General features: G+C 70.4%; 34 protein-coding genes. All 34 read left to right on the top strand.

Annotated elements, in window-relative coordinates:
• Window positions 1-389: 389 nt before the first annotated feature.
• The 34 genes from rpsL (at window position 390) to ACPYO6_RS03740 (ending at window position 23,712) form a co-directional block, all read left to right on the top strand.
• Complete coding sequence (gene rpsL, locus ACPYO6_RS03905) at window positions 390-764, top strand: 30S ribosomal protein S12 (RefSeq protein ID WP_425708342.1); 375 nt, start codon at window positions 390-392, stop codon at window positions 762-764.
• Window positions 764-1,234, top strand: a complete 471-nt coding sequence (rpsG, locus tag ACPYO6_RS03900; protein WP_425713583.1) for a 30S ribosomal protein S7 — start codon at window positions 764-766, stop codon at window positions 1,232-1,234. The genes rpsL and rpsG overlap by 1 nt, the downstream gene beginning before the upstream one ends.
• 72 nt (window positions 1,235-1,306) lie before the next feature.
• Window positions 1,307-3,421 (top strand): elongation factor G, encoded by a 2,115-nt coding sequence (gene fusA, locus ACPYO6_RS03895; protein ID WP_425713582.1) that lies wholly within the window; start codon window positions 1,307-1,309, stop codon window positions 3,419-3,421.
• Window positions 3,422-3,540: 119 nt separating this feature from the next.
• The gene (gene tuf / locus ACPYO6_RS03890; RefSeq protein WP_425713581.1) at window positions 3,541-4,734 is read left to right on the top strand and encodes an elongation factor Tu; all 1,194 of its coding nucleotides are present in this window, start codon (window positions 3,541-3,543) and stop codon (window positions 4,732-4,734) included.
• Window positions 4,735-5,182: 448 nt separating this feature from the next.
• On the top strand, window positions 5,183-5,491 hold the full coding sequence (gene rpsJ / locus ACPYO6_RS03885; RefSeq protein ID WP_019146773.1) for a 30S ribosomal protein S10: 309 nt from the start codon (window positions 5,183-5,185) through the stop codon (window positions 5,489-5,491).
• A gap of 11 nt (window positions 5,492-5,502) precedes the next feature.
• Complete coding sequence (rplC, locus tag ACPYO6_RS03880) at window positions 5,503-6,171, top strand: 50S ribosomal protein L3 (protein WP_425713580.1); 669 nt, start codon at window positions 5,503-5,505, stop codon at window positions 6,169-6,171.
• A 2-nt stretch (window positions 6,172-6,173) separates the two neighbouring features.
• On the top strand, window positions 6,174-6,818 hold the full coding sequence (rplD, locus tag ACPYO6_RS03875; protein ID WP_425713579.1) for a 50S ribosomal protein L4: 645 nt from the start codon (window positions 6,174-6,176) through the stop codon (window positions 6,816-6,818).
• Window positions 6,815-7,120 carry a 50S ribosomal protein L23 gene (gene rplW / locus ACPYO6_RS03870; protein WP_425713578.1) on the top strand — a complete coding sequence of 102 codons (306 nt, stop codon included), beginning with the start codon at window positions 6,815-6,817 and terminating at the stop codon, window positions 7,118-7,120. Before rplD ends, rplW begins: the two co-directional genes overlap by 4 nt.
• Before the next feature lie 34 nt (window positions 7,121-7,154).
• Window positions 7,155-7,991 (top strand): 50S ribosomal protein L2, encoded by an 837-nt coding sequence (gene rplB / locus ACPYO6_RS03865; RefSeq protein ID WP_425713577.1) that lies wholly within the window; start codon window positions 7,155-7,157, stop codon window positions 7,989-7,991.
• 19 nt (window positions 7,992-8,010) lie between these two features.
• Window positions 8,011-8,292 carry a 30S ribosomal protein S19 gene (gene rpsS, locus ACPYO6_RS03860; RefSeq protein WP_425713576.1) on the top strand — a complete coding sequence of 94 codons (282 nt, stop codon included), beginning with the start codon at window positions 8,011-8,013 and terminating at the stop codon, window positions 8,290-8,292.
• 38 nt (window positions 8,293-8,330) lie between these two features.
• Window positions 8,331-8,720 (top strand): 50S ribosomal protein L22, encoded by a 390-nt coding sequence (gene rplV / locus ACPYO6_RS03855; RefSeq protein WP_425713575.1) that lies wholly within the window; start codon window positions 8,331-8,333, stop codon window positions 8,718-8,720.
• Window positions 8,720-9,514, top strand: coding sequence for a 30S ribosomal protein S3 (rpsC, locus tag ACPYO6_RS03850; protein WP_425713574.1), 795 nt, complete (start codon window positions 8,720-8,722; stop codon window positions 9,512-9,514). Before rplV ends, rpsC begins: the two co-directional genes overlap by 1 nt.
• Before the next feature lie 2 nt (window positions 9,515-9,516).
• Complete coding sequence (gene rplP, locus ACPYO6_RS03845; protein WP_425713573.1) at window positions 9,517-9,936, top strand: 50S ribosomal protein L16; 420 nt, start codon at window positions 9,517-9,519, stop codon at window positions 9,934-9,936.
• Complete coding sequence (rpmC, locus tag ACPYO6_RS03840; protein WP_425713572.1) at window positions 9,936-10,190, top strand: 50S ribosomal protein L29; 255 nt, start codon at window positions 9,936-9,938, stop codon at window positions 10,188-10,190. Before rplP ends, rpmC begins: the two co-directional genes overlap by 1 nt.
• An 8-nt stretch (window positions 10,191-10,198) precedes the next feature.
• Window positions 10,199-10,495, top strand: coding sequence for a 30S ribosomal protein S17 (gene rpsQ, locus ACPYO6_RS03835; RefSeq protein WP_425713571.1), 297 nt, complete (start codon window positions 10,199-10,201; stop codon window positions 10,493-10,495).
• A 79-nt stretch (window positions 10,496-10,574) separates the two neighbouring features.
• Window positions 10,575-10,943 carry a 50S ribosomal protein L14 gene (rplN, locus tag ACPYO6_RS03830; protein ID WP_425713570.1) on the top strand — a complete coding sequence of 123 codons (369 nt, stop codon included), beginning with the start codon at window positions 10,575-10,577 and terminating at the stop codon, window positions 10,941-10,943.
• The gene (rplX, locus tag ACPYO6_RS03825) at window positions 10,943-11,284 is read left to right on the top strand and encodes a 50S ribosomal protein L24 (protein ID WP_425713569.1); all 342 of its coding nucleotides are present in this window, start codon (window positions 10,943-10,945) and stop codon (window positions 11,282-11,284) included. The genes rplN and rplX overlap by 1 nt, the downstream gene beginning before the upstream one ends.
• Window position 11,285: 1 nt before the next feature.
• Window positions 11,286-11,852, top strand: a complete 567-nt coding sequence (rplE, locus tag ACPYO6_RS03820) for a 50S ribosomal protein L5 (protein WP_425713568.1) — start codon at window positions 11,286-11,288, stop codon at window positions 11,850-11,852.
• A 3-nt stretch (window positions 11,853-11,855) separates the two neighbouring features.
• Window positions 11,856-12,041, top strand: coding sequence for a type Z 30S ribosomal protein S14 (locus tag ACPYO6_RS03815; protein ID WP_425713567.1), 186 nt, complete (start codon window positions 11,856-11,858; stop codon window positions 12,039-12,041).
• A 58-nt stretch (window positions 12,042-12,099) separates the two neighbouring features.
• Window positions 12,100-12,498, top strand: a complete 399-nt coding sequence (gene rpsH / locus ACPYO6_RS03810) for a 30S ribosomal protein S8 (RefSeq protein ID WP_425713566.1) — start codon at window positions 12,100-12,102, stop codon at window positions 12,496-12,498.
• 19 nt (window positions 12,499-12,517) lie between these two features.
• Window positions 12,518-13,057: a 50S ribosomal protein L6 gene (gene rplF / locus ACPYO6_RS03805; protein ID WP_425713565.1), complete on the top strand. Its 540-nt coding sequence runs from the start codon at window positions 12,518-12,520 to the stop codon at window positions 13,055-13,057.
• Window positions 13,058-13,059: 2 nt separating this feature from the next.
• A complete protein-coding gene (rplR, locus tag ACPYO6_RS03800) occupies window positions 13,060-13,431 on the top strand; it encodes a 50S ribosomal protein L18 (RefSeq protein WP_425713564.1) in 372 nt (123 codons plus the stop codon).
• 29 nt (window positions 13,432-13,460) lie between these two features.
• A complete protein-coding gene (gene rpsE, locus ACPYO6_RS03795) occupies window positions 13,461-14,171 on the top strand; it encodes a 30S ribosomal protein S5 (RefSeq protein WP_425713563.1) in 711 nt (236 codons plus the stop codon).
• Entirely contained in the window at window positions 14,171-14,353 is a 183-nt protein-coding gene (gene rpmD / locus ACPYO6_RS03790; RefSeq protein ID WP_425713782.1) for a 50S ribosomal protein L30, read from the top strand. Before rpsE ends, rpmD begins: the two co-directional genes overlap by 1 nt.
• 2 nt (window positions 14,354-14,355) lie before the next feature.
• A complete protein-coding gene (gene rplO / locus ACPYO6_RS03785; RefSeq protein ID WP_425713562.1) occupies window positions 14,356-14,826 on the top strand; it encodes a 50S ribosomal protein L15 in 471 nt (156 codons plus the stop codon).
• A 225-nt stretch (window positions 14,827-15,051) separates the two neighbouring features.
• Entirely contained in the window at window positions 15,052-16,338 is a 1,287-nt protein-coding gene (gene secY / locus ACPYO6_RS03780; RefSeq protein WP_425713561.1) for a preprotein translocase subunit SecY, read from the top strand.
• Window positions 16,335-16,910 carry an adenylate kinase gene (locus ACPYO6_RS03775; protein ID WP_425713560.1) on the top strand — a complete coding sequence of 192 codons (576 nt, stop codon included), beginning with the start codon at window positions 16,335-16,337 and terminating at the stop codon, window positions 16,908-16,910. Before secY ends, ACPYO6_RS03775 begins: the two co-directional genes overlap by 4 nt.
• 10 nt (window positions 16,911-16,920) lie before the next feature.
• On the top strand, window positions 16,921-17,751 hold the full coding sequence (gene map / locus ACPYO6_RS03770; protein WP_425713559.1) for a type I methionyl aminopeptidase: 831 nt from the start codon (window positions 16,921-16,923) through the stop codon (window positions 17,749-17,751).
• Between the two features lie 269 nt (window positions 17,752-18,020).
• Window positions 18,021-20,486 (top strand): LuxR C-terminal-related transcriptional regulator, encoded by a 2,466-nt coding sequence (locus tag ACPYO6_RS03765; protein WP_425713558.1) that lies wholly within the window; start codon window positions 18,021-18,023, stop codon window positions 20,484-20,486.
• Between the two features lie 614 nt (window positions 20,487-21,100).
• Window positions 21,101-21,322, top strand: a complete 222-nt coding sequence (gene infA / locus ACPYO6_RS03760) for a translation initiation factor IF-1 (RefSeq protein WP_043501486.1) — start codon at window positions 21,101-21,103, stop codon at window positions 21,320-21,322.
• 76 nt (window positions 21,323-21,398) lie between these two features.
• Window positions 21,399-21,512, top strand: a complete 114-nt coding sequence (gene rpmJ / locus ACPYO6_RS03755) for a 50S ribosomal protein L36 (RefSeq protein ID WP_100421663.1) — start codon at window positions 21,399-21,401, stop codon at window positions 21,510-21,512.
• 141 nt (window positions 21,513-21,653) lie between these two features.
• Window positions 21,654-22,028 (top strand): 30S ribosomal protein S13, encoded by a 375-nt coding sequence (gene rpsM, locus ACPYO6_RS03750; RefSeq protein WP_425713557.1) that lies wholly within the window; start codon window positions 21,654-21,656, stop codon window positions 22,026-22,028.
• Window positions 22,029-22,102: 74 nt separating this feature from the next.
• Window positions 22,103-22,510: a 30S ribosomal protein S11 gene (gene rpsK, locus ACPYO6_RS03745; RefSeq protein ID WP_425708312.1), complete on the top strand. Its 408-nt coding sequence runs from the start codon at window positions 22,103-22,105 to the stop codon at window positions 22,508-22,510.
• Between the two features lie 179 nt (window positions 22,511-22,689).
• Complete coding sequence (locus tag ACPYO6_RS03740; RefSeq protein ID WP_425713556.1) at window positions 22,690-23,712, top strand: DNA-directed RNA polymerase subunit alpha; 1,023 nt, start codon at window positions 22,690-22,692, stop codon at window positions 23,710-23,712.
• The last annotated feature ends 22 nt before the right edge of the window (window positions 23,713-23,734 follow it).

The following is a 23,734-nucleotide window of genomic DNA, read 5'->3' as shown; positions in this document are numbered from 1 at the left end:
CCCCCCCCCCGCACACCCCTCCACCCCCCACACGGCGGAGAGCAACACAACACACCCCCCCCCCCCCCCCCCCCCCCCCCACCCCCGCCGACGTCGACGTGTCTCATCACACCACTTCGGCGACCCCGGTCCTTTGACGCCGGAAACTGGCGGCCGCTACTCTGGACGGCGGTGCCCGGACCGATCGGGCTCCCGCGCGCACGTCACCTGCCCGGTCCACGACCAGCGGCCGGCGACGCAGGACCTTCAGGCGGACCGCCCGGAGACGTCACCACGGCCTCGTTCGGCCGGTCGGCGTCACCCTGGTGCGCCACGCCCGAGCGCGAGGTGCCGAGCAACAGATCGACCCGAGGCAGTCGCAACGATTGCAGCAACGAGACGGAGAAGTAGTGCCCACGATCCAGCAGCTGGTCCGCAAGGGCCGGTCGGTCAAGTCGAGCTCCTCGAGCACGCCGGCCCTCAAGGGGAGCCCGCAGCGCCGTGGCGTGTGCACCCGCGTGTACACGACCACCCCGAAGAAGCCGAACTCGGCCCTGCGGAAGGTGGCGCGCGTCCGCCTCTCGAGCGGCATCGAGGTCACCGCCTACATCCCGGGCGTGGGGCACAACCTCCAGGAGCACTCGATGGTGCTCGTCCGCGGCGGTCGTGTGAAGGACCTCCCCGGCGTCCGCTACAAGATCGTGCGCGGCGCGCTCGACACGCAGGGCGTGAAGAACCGCAAGCAGGCCCGGAGCCGCTACGGCGCCAAGAAGGAGAAGAAGTAATGCCTCGTAAGGGCCCTGCCCCGAAGCGTCCCGTCGTCGTCGACCCGGTCTACGGCTCGACCATCGTCACGCAGCTCGTCAACCGCGTGCTCCTCGACGGCAAGAAGTCCACCGCCGAGCGGATCGTCTACGGCGCCCTCGAGGGCGTCCGCGGCAAGACCGAGGGCGACCCCACGGCCGTGCTCAAGCGCGCCATGGACAACGTGCGCCCCTCGCTCGAGGTGCGCTCGCGGCGCGTGGGTGGCTCCACCTACCAGGTGCCGGTCGAGGTTCGCCCCTCCCGGTCCACCACGCTGGCCCTGCGCTGGCTCGTCGACTACGCCCGCGCCCGCCGCGAGAAGACGATGACCGAGCGCCTGATGAACGAGATCCTCGACGCCTCCAACGGGCTCGGTGCGGCGGTCAAGCGTCGCGAGGACATCCACAAGATGGCCGAGGCCAACCGCGCCTTCGCGCACTACCGCTGGTGACCGAGCGCGGCCGGGGCGACCCGGCCGCGTTCGCCGACCGACCGACACCGAACCTCACGAGGAGAACGCGACGTGGCAACTGACGTCATGACCGACCTGACCAAGGTCCGCAACATCGGCATCATGGCGCACATCGACGCCGGCAAGACGACGACGACCGAGCGGATCCTCTTCTACACGGGCGTCAACCACAAGCTCGGTGAGACCCACGACGGCGCGTCGACGACCGACTGGATGGAGCAGGAGCAGGAGCGCGGCATCACCATCACGTCCGCCGCGGTCACGTGCTTCTGGGACACCAACCAGATCAACATCATCGACACGCCCGGCCACGTCGACTTCACGGTCGAGGTCGAGCGCTCGCTGCGCGTGCTCGACGGCGCGGTCGCGGTCTTCGACGGCAAGGAGGGCGTGGAGCCCCAGTCGGAGACGGTGTGGCGCCAGGCGGACAAGTACGACGTCCCCCGCATCTGCTTCGTCAACAAGATGGACAAGCTCGGCGCGGACTTCTACTTCACCGTCGACACGATCGTCAACCGGCTCGGCGCCAAGCCGCTCGTCCTCCAGCTCCCGATCGGCGCGGAGAACGACTTCATCGGCGTCGTCGACCTGCTCCAGATGAAGGCCCTCGTGTGGCCGGCGGACTCCAAGGGCGACACCACGCTCGGTGCGAGCTACGAGACCCAGGAGATCCCGGCCGACCTCCGCGAGAAGGCGGAGCAGTACCGCGCCGAGCTCGTCGAGGCCGTCGCGGAGTCGGACGAGACCCTCATGGAGAAGTTCTTCGAGGGCGAGGAGCTGACGATCGAGGAGCTCAAGGCGGGCATCCGCAAGCTCACGGTCAACTCCGAGGTCTACCCGGTCCTGTGCGGCTCGGCGTTCAAGAACCGCGGCGTGCAGCCGATGCTCGACGCGGTCGTGGACTACCTGCCCAGCCCGCTCGACGTCCCCGCGATCCCGGGCACCGACCCGAAGGACGAGGAGAAGGTCATCGAGCGGCACGCCGACACGTCGGAGCCGTTCGCCGCGCTCGCGTTCAAGATCGCCGTGCACCCGTTCTTCGGCCGGCTGACCTACATCCGCGTGTACTCCGGGACGATCAAGTCCGGTTCGCCCGTCCTCAACTCGACCAAGGGCAAGAAGGAGCGCATCGGGAAGATCTTCCAGATGCACGCCAACAAGGAGAACCCGGTCGAGGAGATCGGCGCCGGGCACATCTACGCGGTCATCGGCCTCAAGGACACCGCGACGGGCGACACGCTCTCCGACGTCAACGACCCGGTCGTGCTCGAGTCGATGACTTTCCCGGAGCCGGTCATCCACGTCGCGATCGAGCCCAAGACCAAGGGCGACCAGGAGAAGCTCGGCACGGCGATCCAGAAGCTCGCCGAGGAGGACCCGACGTTCACGGTCCGCCTCGACGACGAGACCGGTCAGACGGTCATCGGCGGCATGGGCGAGCTCCACCTCGACGTCCTCGTCGACCGCATGAAGCGTGAGTTCCGCGTCGAGGCCAACGTCGGTGCGCCGATGGTCGCCTACCGCGAGACGATCCGCCGCACGGTCGACAAGGTCGACTACACGCACAAGAAGCAGACCGGTGGCTCCGGCCAGTTCGCGAAGGTCCAGGTCTCGTTCGAGCCGCTGGACACCGAGGACGGCGAGCTCTACGAGTTCGCCAACGCGGTCACCGGTGGTCGCGTCCCGCGGGAGTACATCCCGTCGGTCGACGCCGGTATCCAGGACGCCATGCAGGGCGGCGTCGTCGCGGGCTACCCGCTCGTGGGCATCAAGGCCACCCTGCTCGACGGCGCGTACCACGACGTCGACTCCTCGGAGATGGCCTTCAAGATCGCCGGCTCGATGGCCCTCAAGGAGGGCGTGAAGAAGGCGGACCCCGTCCTTCTCGAGCCGACGATGGACGTCGAGGTGCGTACGCCCGCCGAGTACATGGGCGACGTCGTCGGCGACATCAACTCGCGGCGTGGCATGATCCAGTCGATGGAGGACGCCACCGGCGTCAAGGTCGTCCGGGCGCTCGTGCCGCTGTCCGAGATGTTCGGGTACGTCGGGGACCTGCGGTCGAAGACCCAGGGTCGCGCGGTGTACTCGATGCAGTTCCACAGCTACGCCGAGGTTCCTCGGAACGTCGCTGAGGAGATCGTCAAGAAGACCCGGGGCGAGTAGGTCCCACGGGCCGCACCCCAGCACCACACCCGACCGACCCGTAGGATCCATCTGCCCCTGGCGTGGGCATCCGGTTCTCGCCAGACAGACAACTACCCGAGTCCCAGGAGGACACCACAGTGGCTAAGGCCAAGTTCGAGCGGACCAAGCCGCACGTCAACATCGGCACGATCGGTCACGTCGACCACGGTAAGACGACGCTGACCGCGGCGATCTCGAAGGTTCTGGCGGACCAGTACCCGGACCTCAACGACTTCACGCCGTTCGATCAGGTCGACAACGCTCCCGAGGAGCGTCAGCGCGGCATCACGATCAACGTCTCGCACGTCGAGTACCAGACGGAGAAGCGCCACTACGCGCACGTCGACGCCCCTGGTCACGCCGACTACGTGAAGAACATGATCACCGGTGCGGCGCAGATGGACGGCGCGATCCTCGTGGTCGCGGCGACCGACGGCCCGATGGCCCAGACGCGTGAGCACGTGCTGCTCGCCCGTCAGGTCGGTGTGCCCTACCTCCTCGTGGCGCTCAACAAGTCCGACATGGTCGACGACGAGGACCTCCTCGAGCTCGTCGAGATGGAGGTCCGTGAGCTCCTCTCGGACCAGGAGTTCCCCGGCGACGACGCCCCCGTCGTGCGCGTCTCGGCGCTCAAGGCGCTCGAGGGCGACGAGCAGTGGGTCAAGTCGGTCCAGGACCTCATGGCCGCCGTCGACGAGAACGTCCCGGACCCGGTCCGCGACATCGAGAAGCCGTTCCTCATGCCCATCGAGGACGTCTTCACGATCACCGGTCGTGGCACGGTCGTCACCGGCCGTGTCGAGCGTGGTCAGCTCAAGGTCAACGAGGACGTCGAGATCGTCGGCATCCAGGAGAACAAGCAGACCACCACGGTCACGGGCATCGAGATGTTCCGCAAGCTGCTCGACACCGCGGACGCCGGCGAGAACGTCGGTCTCCTCCTGCGCGGCACCAAGCGCGAGGACGTCGAGCGCGGCCAGGTCGTCTGCAAGCCCGGGTCGATCACGCCGCACACGCAGTTCGAGGCGCAGGTCTACATCCTCGGCAAGGACGAGGGTGGCCGCCACAACCCGTTCTACTCGAACTACCGCCCGCAGTTCTACTTCCGCACCACGGACGTCACCGGCGTCATCCAGCTGCCCGAGGGCACCGAGATGGTCATGCCGGGCGACAACACCGAGATGACGGTCGACCTCATCCAGCCCATCGCGATGGAGGAGGGCCTCGGCTTCGCCATCCGCGAGGGTGGCCGCACCGTCGGCTCCGGCCGCGTCGTCAAGATCCTCAAGTGATCTGAGCCGGCTCCGGCCGGCGCACCGTGAGGGCCCGGTCTCCCGCGAGGGAGGCCGGGCCCTCACGCATGTCCGACGTCGGGGGAGCGGCCGGTGACCTGGTGCGGAGCCTCACACGGCGAGCGGTCCACCCGGGGTTCCGGCCGTGGTCGTGCGCTGGTAACGTTGTCGGTCGGACACGGGTGCGCGCCCAGGCGTGCACCGACCGTCGCAGGCACTCCAACCTACGACGGGCAGACGTTGCGGAGACCGGGTACGCCCGGCATGCCGCAGGCCGGCACGCACGGACCGAGGTCCGGGAGTGCGGGGCGTGGGCGCGAGGCCCGCGACGGTAAGCATCCAACGGTCAGGCCCACACGGGTCGCTCGGGCCGGACGTGCGCGAAGTGCGACACGCCCGGGCGCGGGGGTCGGCCGACGCAAGGGTACGAGAGAGGTATGACGACGCCATGGCGGGACAGAAGATCCGCATCCGGCTCAAGTCCTACGACCACGAGGTCATCGACAGCTCGGCGCGCAAGATCGTCGACACGGTGACGCGCGCTGGTGCGACGGTCGTGGGCCCGGTGCCGCTGCCGACGGAGAAGAACGTCTTCGTCGTCATCCGGTCGCCCCACAAGTACAAGGACAGCCGCGAGCACTTCGAGATGCGCACGCACAAGCGGCTCATCGACATCATCGACCCGACGCCGAAGGCCGTCGACTCGCTCATGCGGCTCGACCTGCCGGCGGACGTCAACATCGAGATCAAGCTCTGAGGAACGACGCCATGACCACCACTTCCCAGCAGACAGCCGGGGCCACCGTCAAGGGTCTCCTCGGCACCAAGCTCGGCATGACCCAGGTGTGGGACGAGGACGGGCTCCTCGTCCCCGTGACCGCCGTCAAGGTGGACACCAACGTCGTGACCCAGATCCGCACGGTCGAGCGCGACGGCTACACCGCCGTCCAGATCGCCTACGGCGAGATCGACCCGCGACGCGTGACCCAGCCGCTGCGCAAGCGCTTCGACGCCGCCGGGGTCACCCCTCGCCGGCACGTCACCGAGCTGCGCACCGCCGACGCCGAGGAGTACTCGGTCGGCCAGGAGCTCGACGGCTCCACCTTCGAGACCGGCCAGCGCGTCGACGTCGTCGGCACGACCAAGGGCAAGGGTCTCGCGGGCGTCATGAAGCGGCACGGCTTCGCCGGTGTCTCCGCCTCGCACGGTGCGCACCGCAACCACCGCAAGCCCGGGTCGATCGGCGGCGCCGCGACCCCCGGCCGCGTGTTCCGCGGCCAGAAGATGGCCGGCCGCATGGGCGTCGCCCGGCGCACGGTCCAGAACCTCACCGTCCACGCCGTGGACCTCGAGCACGGCGTTCTGCTGATCGCCGGCGCGGTCCCCGGTCCCAAGGGCGGCCTCGTCGTCGTCCGCTCCGCCGCGAAGGGGGCCTGACCATGACCGCCATCGACGTCATCGACGCCACCGGCAAGAAGACCGGCACCGCGGACCTCCCCGCCGAGGTCTTCGACGTGCAGGCCAACACGGCCCTCATGCACCAGGTCGTCGTCGCGCAGCTCGCGGCGGCCCGCCAGGGCACCCACGCCACCAAGACCCGCGGCGACGTCCGCGGCGGTGGCAAGAAGCCGTACAAGCAGAAGGGCACGGGCCGTGCCCGTCAGGGTTCGACCCGCGCCCCGCAGTTCGCCGGCGGTGGCGTGGTCCACGGACCGCAGCCGCGCGACTACAGCCAGCGCACCCCGAAGAAGATGAAGGCCGCCGCCCTGCGTGGCGCCCTGTCCGACCGGGCCCGCGCCGGCCGCGTCCACGTGGTCTCCTCGCTCGTCGAGGGTGACACCCCGTCGACGCGCGCCGCCCGCGCGACGCTCACGAGCCTCGCCGGCTCGCGCCGCGCGCTCGTGGTGCTCACGCGCACCGACGAGGTGGCCGCACTCTCCGTGCGCAACCTCGCCGAGGTCCACGTCCTGTGGGTCGACCAGCTCAACACGTACGACGTCCTCGTCAACGACGACGTCGTGTTCACCTCCGCGGCGCTCGACGCTCTCGTCGGCACGCGCGCGGACGAGGAGGAGTCGAAGTGAGCCTCGAGGCCGTGAAGAACCCCCGCGACGTCATCGTCCGACCCATCGTGTCGGAGAAGAGCTACAACCTCATCGACCAGGGCAAGTACACCTTCGAGGTGGACCCCCGATCGAACAAGACCGAGATCAAGCAGGCGATCGAGCAGATCTTCGACGTGAAGGTCTCGTCCGTCAACACGATCAACCGGGCGGGCAAGACCCGTCGCACGCGCAACGGCATGGGCAAGCGCAAGGACACCAAGCGCGCCATCGTCACCCTGCGCTCCGGGACCATCGACATCTTCGGTGAGGTGGCCGGCTGACCGCCGGTCGGATTGGGATCGAGGGAACCAGAACATGGGAATCCGTAAGTACAAGCCGACCACCCCGGGCCGTCGCGGCTCGAGCGTGGCCGACTTCGTCGAGATCACGCGCTCCACGCCGGAGAAGTCGCTCGTCCGCCCGCTCAGCAAGTCCGGGGGCCGCAACTCCTCCGGTCGGATCACCACCCGGCACAAGGGTGGCGGCCACAAGCGCGCGTACCGCGTCATCGACTTCCGTCGTCACGACAAGGACGGGGTGCCGGCCACGGTCGCGCACATCGAGTACGACCCGAACCGCACCGCGCGCATCGCGCTGCTGCACTACGCCGACGGCGAGAAGCGCTACATCCTCGCGCCGACGCGGCTGAGCCAGGGCGACACGGTCGAGGCCGGCCCGGGCGCGGACATCAAGCCGGGCAACTCGCTCCAGCTCCGCAACATCCCTGTCGGTACGACCGTGCACGCGATCGAGCTCCGCCCCGGTGGCGGCGCGAAGATCGCCCGCTCGGCCGGCTCGTCGGTCCAGCTCCTCGCGAAGGAGGGGATCTACGCCGCCCTGCGCATGCCGTCGGGCGAGATCCGTCGGGTGGACGCGCGTTGCCGCGCCACGATCGGCGAGGTCGGCAACGCCGAGCAGTCGAACATCAGCTGGGGCAAGGCCGGCCGCATGCGGTGGAAGGGCAAGCGCCCGACCGTCCGCGGCGTCGTGATGAACCCGGTCGACCACCCGCACGGCGGTGGTGAGGGCAAGACCTCCGGCGGTCGCCACCCGGTGAGCCCGTGGGGGCAGCCCGAGGGCCGTACCCGCCGTCCGAACAAGCCCAGCGACAAGCTGATCGTGCGTCGTCGCCGGACCGGCAAGAAGCGCTGAGCCAAGGAGCACTGACGAGATGCCACGCAGCCTGAAGAAGGGCCCCTTCGTCGACGACCACCTGCAGAAGAAGGTGGACGTCGCCAACGAGAAGGGCTCGAAGAACGTCATCAAGACCTGGTCCCGCCGGTCGGTCATCACCCCCGACTTCCTGGGCCACACCTTCGCCGTGCACGACGGCCGCAAGCACGTCCCGGTGTTCGTCACCGAGGCGATGGTTGGTCACAAGCTCGGGGAGTTCGCCCCGACGCGTACCTACCGCGGGCACGACAAGGACGACCGGAAGGGCCGCCGCCGCTGAGGCGCGCGCCCGACGACCAGCAGAGGTAAGGCAGAGACATGGAAGCCAAGGCGCAGGCGCGATTCGTTCGCGTGACGCCCATGAAGGCACGCCGCATCGTGGACGTGGTCCGCGGCAAGCGCGCCGAGGAGGCCGTGGACGTGCTCCGGTTCGCCCCCCAGGCGGCGGCGGAGACCGTCCGCAAGGTGCTCGAGTCGGCGATCGCCAACGCACGTGTGGTGGCCGACCGCGACGGCGAGCGCTTCGACGCGGGCGAGCTCCGCGTGCTCGAGGCGTACGTCGACGAGGGTCCGACCATGAAGCGGTTCCGGCCGCGCGCCCAGGGGCGCGCCGCCCGGGTGCTCAAGCGGACGAGCCACATCACCGTCGTCGTCGGCGACGAGTCCGAGGTGCCCGCGGGCGCCGGAAGCAAGGGAGGGACCAACTAGTGGGTCAGAAGGTCAACCCGACCGGTTTCCGGCTCGGCATCACCACCGACCACCGTTCGCGCTGGTTCGCCGACTCGACCAAGGAGGGGCAGCGCTACCGCGACTACGTCCGCGAGGACGTCGAGGTGCGCAAGCTGATGTCCCGCGGCCTCGAGCGCGCCGGCATCTCCAAGGTGGACATCGAGCGCACGCGCGACCGCGTCCGCATCGACCTCCACACCGCGCGACCGGGCATCGTCATCGGCCGCCGCGGCGCCGAGGCCGACCGCCTGCGCGGCGACCTCGAGAAGCTCACGGGCAAGCAGGTCCAGCTCAACATCCTCGAGGTGAAGAACCCCGAGATGGACGCGCAGCTGGTGGCCCAGGGCATCGCCGAGCAGCTCGCCTCGCGCGTCTCGTTCCGCCGCGCCATGCGCAAGGGCATGCAGTCCGCCCAGCGCGCGGGCGCCAAGGGCATCCGTGTGCAGTGCGCCGGCCGCCTCGGCGGTGCGGAGATGTCGCGCTCGGAGTTCTACCGCGAGGGCCGGGTGCCCCTGCACACGCTCCGCGCGAACATCGACTACGGCTTCTTCGAGGCCCGCACGACCTTCGGCCGCATCGGCGTCAAGGTCTGGATCTACAAGGGCGACGTCACCGAGAAGGAGTTCGCCCGCCAGGAGGCCGACGCCGGCTCGCAGCGCGGTCCCCGTCAGGGACGCGGCGGTGGCCGTGGCCCGCGCCGGGACTCGCGGCCCGCCCCGGCCGCCACCGAGGGTGCCCCCGCGGCGCCCGCTACGCCCACGACGGAGGCCTGAGCATGCTCATCCCCAGGCGGACCAAGCACCGCAAGCAGCACCACCCCGGGCGCCGGGGCACCGCGACGGGTGGCACCACCATCTCGTTCGGTGACTACGGCATCCAGGCCCTCGAGCACGCCTACGTGACCAACCGGCAGATCGAGGCCGCCCGTATCGCCATGACCCGTCACGTCAAGCGTGGCGGCAAGGTGTGGGTGAACATCTTCCCGGACCGCCCGCTCACGAAGAAGCCGGCCGAGACCCGCATGGGGTCCGGCAAGGGCTCCGTCGAGTGGTGGGTGTCCAACGTCAAGCCGGGCCGAGTGATGTTCGAGCTCGCCGGCGTCCCCGAGGACCTGGCCCGCGAGGCCATGTCCCGTGCGCAGCACAAGCTCCCGATGAAGACGCGATTCGTCGTGCGTGAAGGTGGTGAGGGCTGATGGCCATCGGATCGAAGGGTCTGACGCCGATCGAGCTCGACGAGATGGACGACTCGGTCCTCGCCGAGAAGCTTGCCGAGGCCAAGGCCGAGCTGTTCAACCTGCGGTTCTCCTCGGCCACCGGCCAGCTCGAGGACCACGGCCGGCTCAAGGCCGTCAAGCGGGACATCGCGCGCATCTACACGATCGCGCGTGAGCGCGAGCTCGGGCTGCGCACCGCGCCGGCCCCGGCCGAGACCACGAAGAAGAAGTGAAGGACGACATGAGCGAGAACACGAGCTCCGCCGTCGAGCAGGCGACCGAGGACGAGCGGAACTACCGCAAGTCCCGTCGCGGCTACGTCGTGTCGGACAAGATGGACAAGACCGTCGTCGTCGAGGTCGAGGACCGCGTCAAGCACGCGCTCTACGGCAAGGTCCTGCGCCGCACCGAGCGGGTGAAGGCGCACGACGAGAACAACGAGGTCGGCGTGGGCGACCTGGTCCGGATCATGGAGACCCGGCCGCTGTCCGCCACCAAGCGCTACCGCGTCACCGAGATCATCGAGAAGGCCCGCTGACGCGGGTCTCCCGACCCACCATCACATCCGTTCGGCCAGGCTCGCCCGGCGAGAACCGGCACGACGACAGGAGTAAAGAATGATCCAGCAGGAGTCGCGGCTCAAGGTCGCCGACAACACGGGTGCGAAGGAGATCCTCTGCATCCGTGTGCTCGGTGGCTCCGGCCGACGCTACGCCGGCATCGGCGACGTCATCGTCGCCACCGTCAAGGACGCCATCCCGGGCGGCAACGTCAAGAAGGGCGACGTCGTCAAGGCGGTCATCGTCCGCACCCGCAAGGAGCGTCGTCGTCCCGACGGCAGCTACATCCGTTTCGACGAGAACGCCGCCGTCATCCTCAAGGCCGACGGCGACCCGCGCGGCACCCGCATCTTCGGCCCGGTCGGCCGCGAGCTGCGCGACAAGAAGTACATGCGAATCATTTCCCTGGCGCCGGAGGTGCTGTGATGGCGAAGATCAAGAAGGGCGACCTCGTGGTCGTCATCGCCGGCCGCGACAAGGGCAAGCAGGGCCGTGTCCTCAAGGTCGACGTGGCCAAGGACCGCCTGATCGTCGAGGGCGTCCAGCGCGTCACCCGCCACACGAAGGTCGGCCAGTCCTCGTCGGGCGGCACGTCCGGCGGCATCGAGACCGTCGAGGCGCCGATCCACGTCAGCAACGTCATGCTCGTGGACCCGGAGACGAAGAAGGGCACCCGCGTGGGGTACCGCACCGAGCAGGTGGAGCGCGACGGACGCGAGCGCAACGTGCGCGTCCGCATCGCCAAGCGCTCCGGTAAGGACGTCTGACATGACCGAGACCACCACCGTCGCGTCGCCGCGCCTCAAGGAGCGCTACCGCTCCGAGATCAAGGCCGGCCTGCGCGAGGAGTTCGGCCACGCCAACATCAACCAGGTTCCCGGCCTCGTCAAGGTCGTCGTGAACATGGGTGTCGGTGACGCCGCGCGCGACAGCAAGCTCATCGAGGGCGCGATCCGCGACCTCACCCTCATCACCGGCCAGAAGCCGCAGGTCACGAAGGCCCGGCGCTCCATCGCGCAGTTCAAGCTGCGCGAGGGCATGCCGATCGGCGCGCACGTCACGCTGCGCGGCGACCGCATGTGGGAGTTCCTCGACCGCCTGCTGTCGATCGCCCTGCCGCGCATCCGCGACTTCCGCGGGCTCAGCGCCAAGCAGTTCGACGGCAACGGCAACTACACCTTCGGTCTCAACGAGCAGTCGATGTTCCACGAGATCGACCAGGACGCCATCGACCGGGTCCGCGGCATGGACATCACCGTGGTCACGTCCGCCATCAACGACGACCAGGGGCGCTCGCTGCTCAAGCGCCTCGGCTTCCCCTTCAAGGAGGACTGATCCGTGGCCAAGACCGCTCTCAAGCAGAAGGCCTCGCGCGCCCCGAAGTTCAAGGTGCGCGGCTACACCCGGTGCCAGCGCTGCGGACGTCCGCACTCCGTGTACCGGAAGTTCGGCCTGTGCCGCGTCTGCCTGCGCGAGATGGCCCTGCGCGGCCAGCTCCCCGGCGTCACCAAGTCCAGCTGGTAATTCACTGACGTCGCAGGTCCGAGACGGAAACCGCGACGAGGAAGGGCTGCTGCCCACCATGACCATGACCGATCCCATCGCAGACATGCTGACGCGTCTGCGCAACGCCAACTCGGCCTACCACGAGTCGGTGTCGATGCCCTACTCCAAGCTCAAGGCCGCGATCGCCGAGATCCTGCAGGCCGAGGGCTACATCGCCGGCTCCAGCGTGGAGGACGCCGAGGTCGGCAAGACCCTCGTGCTCGCGCTGAAGTTCGGCCCGAACCGTGAGCGCTCGCTCGCCGGCGTCCGCCGCGTGTCGAAGCCCGGGCTCCGCGTCTACGCGAAGTCCACGAACCTGCCGCGCGTCCTGGGCGGCCTCGGTGTGGCGATCCTGTCCACCTCCTCCGGTCTGCTGACCGACCGTGAGGCCGGCGACAAGGGCGTGGGCGGGGAAGTCCTCGCCTACGTCTGGTGATCGGGAAGGAAGTCACACTATGAGCCGCATCGGAAAGTACCCGGTCTCCGTGCCCTCGGGCGTCGAGGTCACCATCGAGGGTCCCGCCGTGTCCGTCAAGGGCCCCAAGGGCACCCTGTCGCACACGGTCAAGGAGCCCATCACCGTCGCCCGCGACGACGACGGCGCGATCGTCGTCTCGCGTCCGGACGACGAGCGTGAGTCCCGCTCGCTGCACGGCCTCACCCGCACGCTGATCAACAACATGGTCATCGGCGTGACGGACGGCTACACCAAGGGCCTGGAGATCGTCGGCACGGGTTACCGCGTCGTCGCCAAGGGATCGAACCTCGAGTTCGCCCTCGGCTTCTCCCACCCCGTGGTCGTCTCCCCGCCGGAGGGCATCACGTTCACCGTCGAGGGCCCCACCAAGATCAAGGTCTCGGGCATCGACAAGCAGCTCGTGGGCGAGACCGCCGCGAACATCCGCAAGATCCGCAAGCCCGAGCCGTACAAGGGCAAGGGCGTGCGGTACGAGGGCGAGCAGGTCCGCCGCAAGGTCGGAAAGGCTGGTAAGTAACGATGGCGATCACGATCAAGGGCAAGGGGCGCCGCGTCGCCCGCTCCCGTCGCCACTTGCGCGTGCGCAAGCACGTGCACGGCACGGCCACCCGTCCGCGCCTCGTCGTCACCCGCAGCTCGCGCCACATGGTCGCGCAGCTGGTCGACGACACGGCCGGCATCACGCTCGCCTCGGCGTCCACGCTCGAGGCCGACCTCCGCTCCGCCGGTGCGGAGAAGGTCGAGAAGGCCCGCACGGTCGGCCGCCTCGTGGCCGAGCGCGCCAAGGCCAAGGGTGTCACGGCCGCGGTCTTCGACCGCGGCGGCAACAAGTACCACGGCCGCGTGGCCGCCGTCGCCGACGGCGCCCGCGACGCGGGCCTGGAACTCTGACCCCGAGTAGAGAGCTCAAGGAGAGACACATGGCTGCACAGCAGCGAGACCGAAGCTCCGGCTCGGCCACGACCGGCGGGTCCACGGAGGGCCGTGACGACCGCCGCGGCCGCGGCGACCGCCGGGGTGGGCGCGACAACCGTCGCGAGGAGAAGAGCCAGTACATCGAGCGCGTGGTGACCATCAACCGCGTGTCCAAGGTCGTCAAGGGCGGCCGCCGCTTCAGCTTCACCGCGCTGGTCGTGGTGGGCGACGGCGACGGCACCGTGGGCGTCGGCTACGGCAAGGCCAAGGAGGTGCCCGCGGCGATCGCCAAGGGGACCGAGGAGGCCAAGAAGAACTTCTTCAAGGTGCCGCGCGTACGCAACACGATCCCGCACACCGTGCAGGGCGAGGACGCCGCGGGCGTCGTCTTCCTGCGCCCGGCCGCGCCGGGTACCGGAGTCATCGCCGGCGGTCCCGTCCGCGCCGTCCTCGACTGCGCCGGGATCCACGACATCCTCAGCAAGTCGCTCGGCTCCTCGAACGCGATCAACATCGTCCACGCGACGGTGCAGGCGCTGAAGAACCTCGAGCAGCCCGAGTCCGTGGCCGCTCGCCGCGGCCTGCCGCTCGAGCGCGTCGCCCCGGCGGCGATGCTTCGGGCGCGCGCCGAGGGTGAGGCCAAGGAGCGCGACGCGAAGGCCGACGACGCCGCCAAGGCCGAGAACGAGGCCGCCGTGGCGGGGGTGTCCGCGTGATGACCCAGCTCAAGGTGACCCAGACGAAGTCCACCATCGGTGGCAAGCAGTCCCAGAAGGACACGCTGCGGAGCCTCGGCCTGCGCAAGATCGGCCAGTCGGTCGTGCGCGAGGACCGCCCCGAGGTCCGCGGCATGATCAGCACGGTGGCGCACCTCGTCACCGTCGAGGAGGTCGACTGACCATGTCGGAGGAGACGACGGGCGCCTCGCGCCCGATCAAGGTCCACCACCTGCGTCCCGCCCCCGGCTCGAAGACCGCGCGCACGCGGGTCGGCCGTGGTGAGGGTGGCAAGGGCGGCAAGACGGCCGGCCGCGGCACCAAGGGCACCGGCGCGCGCTACCAGGTTCCCGCAGGGTTCGAGGGTGGCCAGACGCCGCTGCACATGCGGCTGCCGAAGATGCGCGGGTTCAAGAACCCGTTCCGCGTCGAGTACCAGGTGGTCAACCTGGACGCGCTCGGCGCCAGCTTCCCCGACGGCGGCACGGTCGGTGTCGAGGAGCTCGTGGCCAAGGGCCTGGTCCGCAAGGGCCGGCCGGTCAAGGTGCTCGGCGACGGCGAGCTGTCCGTCGCGCTCACGCTGAGCGTCGACAAGGCCTCGGCGTCCGCGCGCCAGAAGATCGAGGCGGCGGGCGGCACGGTCACCACCGCGTGACACCGACCCGCACGTGACGAAGGGCGACCCGGCCAGGCCGGGTCGCCCTTCGTCGTCCCCGGACCAGGCCCGACGCGGGGAGGGGGATCTACGTCACGTCCAGCCCCGACCCCGGCGCCCGAGAGGTCCTGGGGCGGCAGGTAGGGTGACCCAGGCGCTCCGTGCGCCGCGGACCGCTCGCTCACCGCGCAGCCGGTCGACGACCATGATCAGGAGACGAACTAGGTGCTGAGCGCATTCCTCCAGGCGTTCCGGACTCCGGACCTTCGGCGCAAGCTGCTGTTCACGCTGGGGATCATCGCGATCTACCGGATCGGGGCGTTCGTCCCCGCCGTGGGCGTGAGCTACCCGAACGTCCAGCAGTGCCTCGGCGCCGCGCAGCAGAACGACCTCATGGGGATGATCAACCTCTTCTCCGGCGGGGCGCTGCTCCAGCTCTCGGTCTTCGCCCTCGGTGTCATGCCCTACATCACCGCCAGCATCATCACGCAGCTCATGCGCGTGGTCATCCCGCGGTTCGAGGAGCTCCACAAGGAGGGCTCCTCCGGGCAGGCCAAGCTCACGCAGTACACCCGGTACCTCACGGTCGGCCTCGCGCTGCTGCAGTCCGCCGTCGTCGTCACCGTCGCGAACAACGGGCTCTTCCCGGGCTGCCCGGTCGACCCGGTCCCCGACACCTCGCCGATCGCGCTGCTGGTCACCGTCATCTCGCTGACCGCGGGCACGGTCCTCATCATGTGGTTCGGCGAGCTCATCACCGAGCGCGGCGTCGGCAACGGCATGTCGCTCCTCATCTTCGTCTCGATCGCCGCCTCGTTCCCGTCGGCCATGCTGACCGTGGGCCGTGGCGACGGCGGCGTCGGCCGCTTCGCGCTCATCGTCGGGCTGCTGCTCGTCATCACCCTCGTCATCGTGTTCGTCGAGCAGAGCCAGCGCCGCATCCCCGTCCAGTACGCCAAGCGGATGGTCGGGCGACGCACCTACGGCGGCTCCTCGACCTACATCCCGCTGAAGATCAACATGGCCAACGTCATCCCGGTCATCTTCGCGTCGTCGATCCTCATGCTGCCGACGATGGCGGCGCAGTTCGGCGACCCCACCGAGGGCTGGGTGCAGTGGGTGCTCGTCAACTTCTCGCCGCAGAGCGCCGGCTACATGATCCTCATGGCCGTGATGATCCTGTTCTTCGCGTTCTTCTACACGTCGATCACGTTCAACCCCGAGGAGATCTCGGACAACATGAAGCGCGCGGGCGGCTTCATCCCCGGCATCCGTGCCGGCCGCCCGACCGCCGAGTACCTGCGGTACGTCACCACGCGCATCACGACCGTCGGCGCCATCTACCTGACGATCGTCGCGCTCATCCCGACGATCGCGCTGGCCGCCATGAACGTCACCCAGCTGCCGTTCGGCGGGACGTCGATCATCATCGTCGTCGGCGTCGGTCTGCAGACCGTCAAGGAGATCAACTCCCAGCTCCAGCAGCACCACTACGAAGGGTTCCTGCGATGACCTCTCGACTCGTCCTCCTCGGCCCCCCGGGAGCCGGCAAGGGCACCCAGGCCGGCCGGATCTCCGACGCGCTGGGCGTGCCCGCCATCTCGACGGGCGACATCTTCCGGCAGAACGTCGCCCAGCAGACCGAGCTCGGCAGGCGCGCGCAGCGCTACATGGACGCGGGCGAGTACGTGCCCGACGAGGTCACCAACGCGATGGTGCGGGACCGCCTGGCCGAGGAGGACGCCCAGGGCGGCTTCCTCCTCGACGGCTACCCGCGCACGGCCGACCAGGTGGCCGAGCTCGACGGCATGCTCACCGCGGCCGGCACCCAGCTCGACGTGGTCGTCGAGCTGACGGCCGACACCGACGAGGTCGTCACCCGCCTGCTGCAGCGCGCGAAGGAGCAGGGCCGCGCGGACGACACGGAGGTCGTCATCCGACGTCGCCTCGAGGTCTACGCCGAGCAGACCGCGCCCCTGGCCCAGATCTACGCCGACCGGGGCCTGCTCGTGCAGGTCGACGGCATGGGAGACATCGAGTCGGTGACCGAGCGCCTCCTTGCCGCCCTCCCGTCGGCGCGCTGAGGCTGCGGTCGTGCGCGGAAAGATCGAGTACAAGTCCGACGCCGAGATCCGGTCGATGCGGACCCCGGGACTCGTCGTGGCCGCGATCCATGCGGCCGTGCGCGACGCGATCGCGCCCGGGCGCACCCCCGTCGACCTCGACGACGTCGCGGCGGCGGTGCTGCGCGAGCACGGCGCGGAGTCCAACTTCCTCGGCTACCACGGCTTTCCCCGGCACATCTGCGTCTCGGTCAACGACCGGGTCGTCCACGGCATCCCCGACGACCGACCGCTCGTCGAGGGCGACGTCGTGTCGGTCGACGCCGGCGCCGTCGTCGACGGCTGGCACGGCGACGCGGCGTTCACGACCACGGTGGGGGAGCCGAGCGAGCGCGACGCCCACCTCGTCGAGGCCACGCGCCGCGCGATGTGGGCCGGCGTGGCGTCGATCGCCCGCGGCGGGCACGTGACGGACGTGGGCCACGCGGTCCGCGACGAGGTCGAGGCCTACGACGCCGAGCACGGCACGACCCACGACGTCGTGCGCGACTACATCGGGCACGGCATCGGCACCGCGATGCACATGGCGCCCGACGTCGTCAACCACCGCTCCCGCGTCCCGCGCAACCCGGTGCGTCCGGGTCTCGTCGTCTGCGTCGAGCCGCTGCTGACCGTGGGCTCCCAGGACAACACCATCCTCGACGACGAGTGGACCGTGGTCACCCTGGACGGGTCCCGCGCCGCGCACTGGGAGCACACCGTCGCCGTCCACTCGCGGGGCGCGTGGGTGCTGACGGCACCCGACGGCGGGGCCGCGGAGCTCGCCGCGCGTGGCATCGAGGTCGTCCCGCTCGACGCCTGACCGCCGCGTCCACCTCGACCTGCGGCAGTGGCGGGCGAGTACCCGGCGACCGATGCGGATCCGAGATCCGGTGAACGCTTCCCCTGGCGGTGTGAGCGGCGCTACGGTGTGCACACCTCACCCCCGGGAGGTCATGGTTTGCGTGGCTCCATCGCCGTGCAGACCCGCCGGGCCGAGCAACCGAACGCTCAGCCCGGTGGGGCGCTGCCGTGCGCGACCGGGCCGAGTCGGGCCCCTGGTGCCCCCCTACCACTGACAGGAGCCGGTCGATGAGCGGCATGCCCCGCGTATCCGTCGGATACCGGATGCCGCCCGCCGCGGCGGCACAGCTCGACCCGCTCCCGGCGCTCACCCTGGTCCACGCCCCGCGTGGCTGGGGCAAGACCTCACTCATGGCGTCGCGCCTGTCGTCGGCGGGCGGCCATGGCGGCCCCGTGCACTGGGTGGCGGTGGGCGAGGCCCCCGTCAGCGGCAGCGACGTCGAGATCTACCTCGCCCAGCTGCGGGAGGTCGCCACCGACCCGACCGAGCGCCCGACCCTCGTGCTCGACGGGGTCGGTGAGCTCTCCCCGGACGCCGTCGGGGTCCTGCTCGAGACCGCCGAGGCGTGGGACGGGCCGAATCTCGTGCTCATGTCCCGCGACTCGCGCCCGCTGGTCACGCTCGCCCCGCTGGCGCCCGACTCCGTCATCATCACCGGGCAGCACCTGCGGCTCGACGCGGACCGGACCGTGGAGATCGGCCGACGGATGGGGGTGGAGATCAGCACGGAGCACGCCCAGCGCATGGTCGACGACTTCGCCGGCTGGCCCGGGCTCGTCCGCGGCGCCCTCTTCGGGGAGGTCACCGGTGGGTCAGGCGCCGCGAGCTACGACGTCCTCACCCGCCTGTCCGCCCACGTCATGACCGACTTCTCGGCGATGACCTCCGGGGGCTACGCGGGGCTCATGCTGCCCGAACGCATCACGAACTGGGTGACGGACGAGCTGTTCGGCGGGCTCGACGCCTCGTCCGTGGTCCGACGCGTCGAGGGCCTGGGGGTCGTGCGACCGGACGGCGACGCCTTCGTGTTCGCGCCGGGGATCCGCCGGATCGGGATGCGGGCGTTCCGGGAGTCGCACCCCGACCACCTGCGTGGCCTCGCCCGGAAGCTCCTCGAGCGGGCGCGTGCCGAGGGCGACGTGCGCGAGACCCTGCTGCTCGCCACCGAGGCCGGCGACTGGGCGGTGGTCCGCGGCGTCGTCCACGAGCACTGGGAGGCCCTCGTCCGCGACCACTGCGACGCCCTGCACTCGGTCGCCGTGCGTGCGCCGGAGTCGGAGGTGCGCGGGGACCCGAGGCTGCTCGTCGGCCGCGAGCTCCTCGGCCCGGGCCTCCCGCCGAGCTGGATGGGCGAGTTCATGGCCGCCCGGATCCCGGCGAGCCCGCCCGCGGCGTCGATGGGGCCGCTGCCGGCGGCCGGCGAGCGCGGCATCGACCTGCTCGACTGGCGCAAGACCCTCGCCCTCGTCGCGGTGTCGCGCCTGCGGGCCGCCGACGGTGTGACGGCGACGATCGCGGCGCACCAGGCGCTGAAGTTCACCCCCGGGCCCGACGACGAGACGCCCGTCTGGGCGAGCGACCGCGCCGTCGTGGCCGGGCTGTCGCTGGCCCTCACCCTGGTCGGCAACACGACCGCCGCGCTGGAGTGGGTCAGGCGCGTCGAGCGCCCCGGTGACGCGCCGGACGCGGGGGAGGTCGAGGGGGAGGGCCGCGCCCTGGTCGGAGTCGCGGGAGACCCCGCGACCGAGTCCGTCGTCGTCGCCGGCACGCTCGCCCGGATCGCCGACGAGCTCGACCGCCTCGGCCCCGTCGCCGCCGGGACGGGGCGCGGCGCGGAGGAGGGAGCCACGGACCAGGCGGACGTCGTGCGCAGGCTCCTCGACGCGACGACGGACGCCGGGCTGCAGGGCGGGCTCGTGCTCGTCCTCACCGGGATCGCGCTCCTGCGCGGTGAGGCCGCCCCGATGCTCGCGGAGGTCGAGCGCCGCGCGATCGTCGCCCGGTCGGCCACCGAGATCCCCGTCGCCCGCATCCTCATGCACAGCTCGGCTGCCGACCTCTGCCTCGCGCTCGGCCACACGACCGCGGCGGGCTCGTGGATCGACTCCGCCCACGCGGGCGCGTACGCATCGGTCCTGCTCGAGCCCGTCCGGGTCCGGCTGCTCCTCGCGCGCGGGGACGTCGCGGAGGTCCTGCGCCGGACCGAGACGATCGACGAGTCGGTGGCGCCGCGGTACGCGATCGAGCTCTGGCTGGGACGGGCCGCCGCCGCGAAGCGCTCCGGCCTCCTCTACGTCCTGTCCGAGGCGGTGAGGGAGGCGGTCGCGCTCGCCGTCGAGCACCGGATCGTCCGACCGTTCCTCATGCTGCCGGCGGACGTGGCGCCCGACATCGTCGAGCTCGCGGCACCGGCGCTCGGTGACCTCGACGTCCCGCTCCTGCACGAGCACCGCGGGGTCTTCCCGGCCCCCGAGGACGAGGTGCGACTGACGGCGCGCGAGCTGGAGGTCCTCACCGAGCTCGCCAAGGGCGCGACGGTGCCCGCCATCGCGCGGACCTACGTCGTGGCCCCGTCGACGATCCGGACCCACACCTCCGCGCTCTACCGCAAGCTCGGCGTCACGACGCGCGCCGCGGCGATCGAGCGGGCGCAGCGCCTCGGTCTGCTGCCGGGCACGGGCGACGACGCCTGAGCGTGGTGGTCGGCGGCGTCGGACCGGACGCCCCCGGACACCGTCTGGACGCCACCTGGACGCGATCCGGACCCCACTCTCGCACCGGGTCGACCGGAGTCCATGCGCCTCCCCCTCCACCTGCCGGTCGGCGCGGGCTTGACTGTGCGTGGGGCGCCGCAGACACGGTCCCCCGCCGGCCGAGGTCGTGCCGGCGGTTCCACGGCTGCAGGGAAGGGAAGGGCCCGGCAACCGTGCCCGGACGGACGTCTCCGGGCGGCGGGGGCCGTGCCGGACAGCGTCGTCCGAGGGGGTGGGGGCGCCGGGCGCCCCCACCCCCGCCCCGCACGGGTCCCCCGGTCGAGCGCCCCCGCGCCCGGCCGGGCCAGGGAACCCACGGGTCGAGCGCCCCCGCGCCCGGCCGGCCCGGGAACCCACGGGTCGAGCGCCCCCGCGCCCGGCCCGGCGGAGGCACGGCCGGGACCGGCGCCGGACGTGCGCTGGCTCACCGCGACGGGCAGTTCCGCGGCGAGGAGCGATGGCGTAGGATTGCTCGCTGGGCATAGTCGTGTCTCGGCACGGCTGTGCGACCGCGCGGCGCGGTCGTACCACCACCCACGACGTGAGCGGAGCACATGGCGAAGAAGGACGGGGTCATCGAGATCGAGGGAAGCGTCGTCGAGGCGCTCCCGAACGCGATGTTCCGGGTTGAGCTGAGCAACGGGCACAAGGTCCTCGCTCACATCTCGGGCAAGATGCGTCAGCACTACATCCGGATCCTCCCCGAGGACCGGGTCGTGGTCGAGCTCAGCCCGTACGACCTCACCCGCGGCCGCATCGTCTACCGCTACAAGTAACCCATCCACATCTCGAGCGTCGACGCCGCCCGAGCCCGATCCGGGCCGGCGGGCGAGCGACGATGAAGGAAGCGCCATGAAGGTCAAGCCCAGCGTCAAGAAGATCTGCGACAACTGCAAGGTGATCCGTCGCCACGGTCGCGTCATGGTCATCTGCGACAACCTTCGTCACAAGCAGCGCCAGGGCTGATCCCCTGGAAGTCGGCCGTACCCGGCCGGCGACATTCCGACAGCACGCCGCGCGCGTGCCACCCCCGGTCCGGAGGCCGGGGCCCGCAGCAGGCGGGAGGTCGGGGTGATCGGACCTCCGGAACGATCGAGGAGAACTCGAGTGGCACGTCTTTCCGGCGTCGACCTCCCCCGCGAGAAGCGGCTTGAGGTTGCGCTCACCTACATCTACGGCGTCGGCCGTACCCGTGCGGCCAAGGCGCTCGAGGCGACCGGGGTCAGCCCGGACCTGCGCGTCAAGGACATGACGGACGCCGACCTCGTCGCCCTGCGCGACTTCATCGAGGGCAACTACCAGATCGAGGGTGACCTGCGGCGCGAGATCGCCGCGGACATCCGTCGCAAGGTCGAGATCGGGAGCTACCAGGGCATCCGCCACCGTCGCGGCCTTCCTGTCCGCGGGCAGCGCACCAAGACCAACGCGCGCACCCGCAAGGGCCCGAAGAAGACCGTGGCCGGCAAGAAGAAGACCAAGTAGCGACACCCGACGGCGCCCGCCCCGCGGCGTGAGCGCCTCCCCGATCACCCACCCTCGCGAGAACGGAACCACCCATGCCTCCCAAGGCTCGTACCTCGACGGCCGCGCGTCGTCCGCGTCGCAAGGAGCGGAAGAACGTCTCCGCCGGCAACGCCTTCATCAAGTCGACGTTCAACAACACGATCGTCTCCATCACGGACCCGTCCGGCGCGGTCATCGCCTGGGCGTCGTCCGGCCAGGTCGGCTTCAAGGGCTCCCGCAAGTCCACGCCGTTCGCGGCGCAGCTCGCGGCCGAGGCGGCCGCCCGCCGCGCCCAGGAGCACGGCATGAAGAAGGTCGACGTCTTCGTCAAGGGCCCCGGCTCCGGCCGTGAGACCGCGATCCGCTCGCTCACCGCGACGGGTCTCGAGGTCGGCTCGATCCAGGACGTCACCCCGCAGGCGCACAACGGCTGCCGCCCGCCGAAGCGCCGCCGGGTCTGAGACACCGCACCCCGGTGCCGCGGGCGGGGACGAGCGCGCGTCGTTCGTCGTCGTCGGCGGTACCGGGGTCGACCGCCCCCCTGGGGCGGTCTGCCGCACGACCCGCGCGGACGGACCGAGTCCGCGCGGCCCTGCGAGGCGTCATATAGCGGACGCCCGCGCGAAAGGAATGATCGACCGTGCTCATCGCACAGCGCCCCGTTCTCACCGAAGAGGTCGTCGACGACCAGCGTTCGCGCTTCGTCATCGAGCCCCTCGAGCCCGGCTTCGGCTACACGCTCGGCAACTCGATGCGTCGCACCCTGCTCTCCTCCATCCCCGGTGCCGCCGTCACGTCGATCCGCATCGACGGCGTGCTGCACGAGTTCTCGACCGTGCCGGGTGTCAAGGAGGACGTCTCCGAGATCATCCTCAACATCAAGAACCTCGTCGTCTCCTCGGAGAACGACGAGCCCGTCGTCATGTACCTGCGCAAGCAGGGTTCCGGCACGGTGACGGCCGAGGACATCACGCCGCCCGCCGGAGTCGAGGTGCACAACCCCGAGCTGCACATCGCCACGCTCAACGACAAGGGCAAGCTCGAGATCGAGCTCACCGTCGAGCGCGGCCGCGGCTATGTCTCCGCGCAGCAGAACAAGTCGATCGACGCCGAGATCGGCCGCATCCCGGTCGACTCGATCTACTCGCCGGTGCTCAAGGTCAGCTACAAGGTCGAGGCGACCCGTGTCGAGCAGCGCACGGACTTCGACAAGCTCGTGGTCGACGTCGAGACCAAGAGCGCGATCACCCCGCGCGACGCGCTGGCCTCGGCCGGCAAGACGCTGGTCGAGCTGTTCGGCCTCGCGCGCGAGCTCAACGTCGAGGCCGAGGGCATCGAGATCGGCCCGTCGGCGATGGACACCGAGCTCGCCCAGGACATGGCGCTCCCGATCGAGGAGCTCGGCCTGCTGTCGCGCTCCTACAACTGCCTCAAGCGCGAGGGCATCCACTCCGTGGGCGAGCTCGTCGCCCGCTCGGAGGCGGACCTCCTCGACATCCGCAACTTCGGCGCGAAGTCGATCGACGAGATCAAGGAGAAGCTGCAGACGCTCGGCCTCGGTCTCAAGGACAGCCCCGCGGGCTTCGACCTGGCCCAGCACCGCGGCACCGAGGCGGACGACGACTACGGGGACATCCGGTTCTCCGCCGAGAACCCCGCCTGATCCCACCGCCCATCGCGCACCG

The sequence above is a fragment of the Georgenia sp. Z1344 genome (genome assembly GCF_049856295.1).
GTDB lineage: Bacteria > Actinomycetota > Actinomycetes > Actinomycetales > Actinomycetaceae > JB111.
This window is presented reverse-complemented; position numbering and strand designations above follow the sequence as displayed.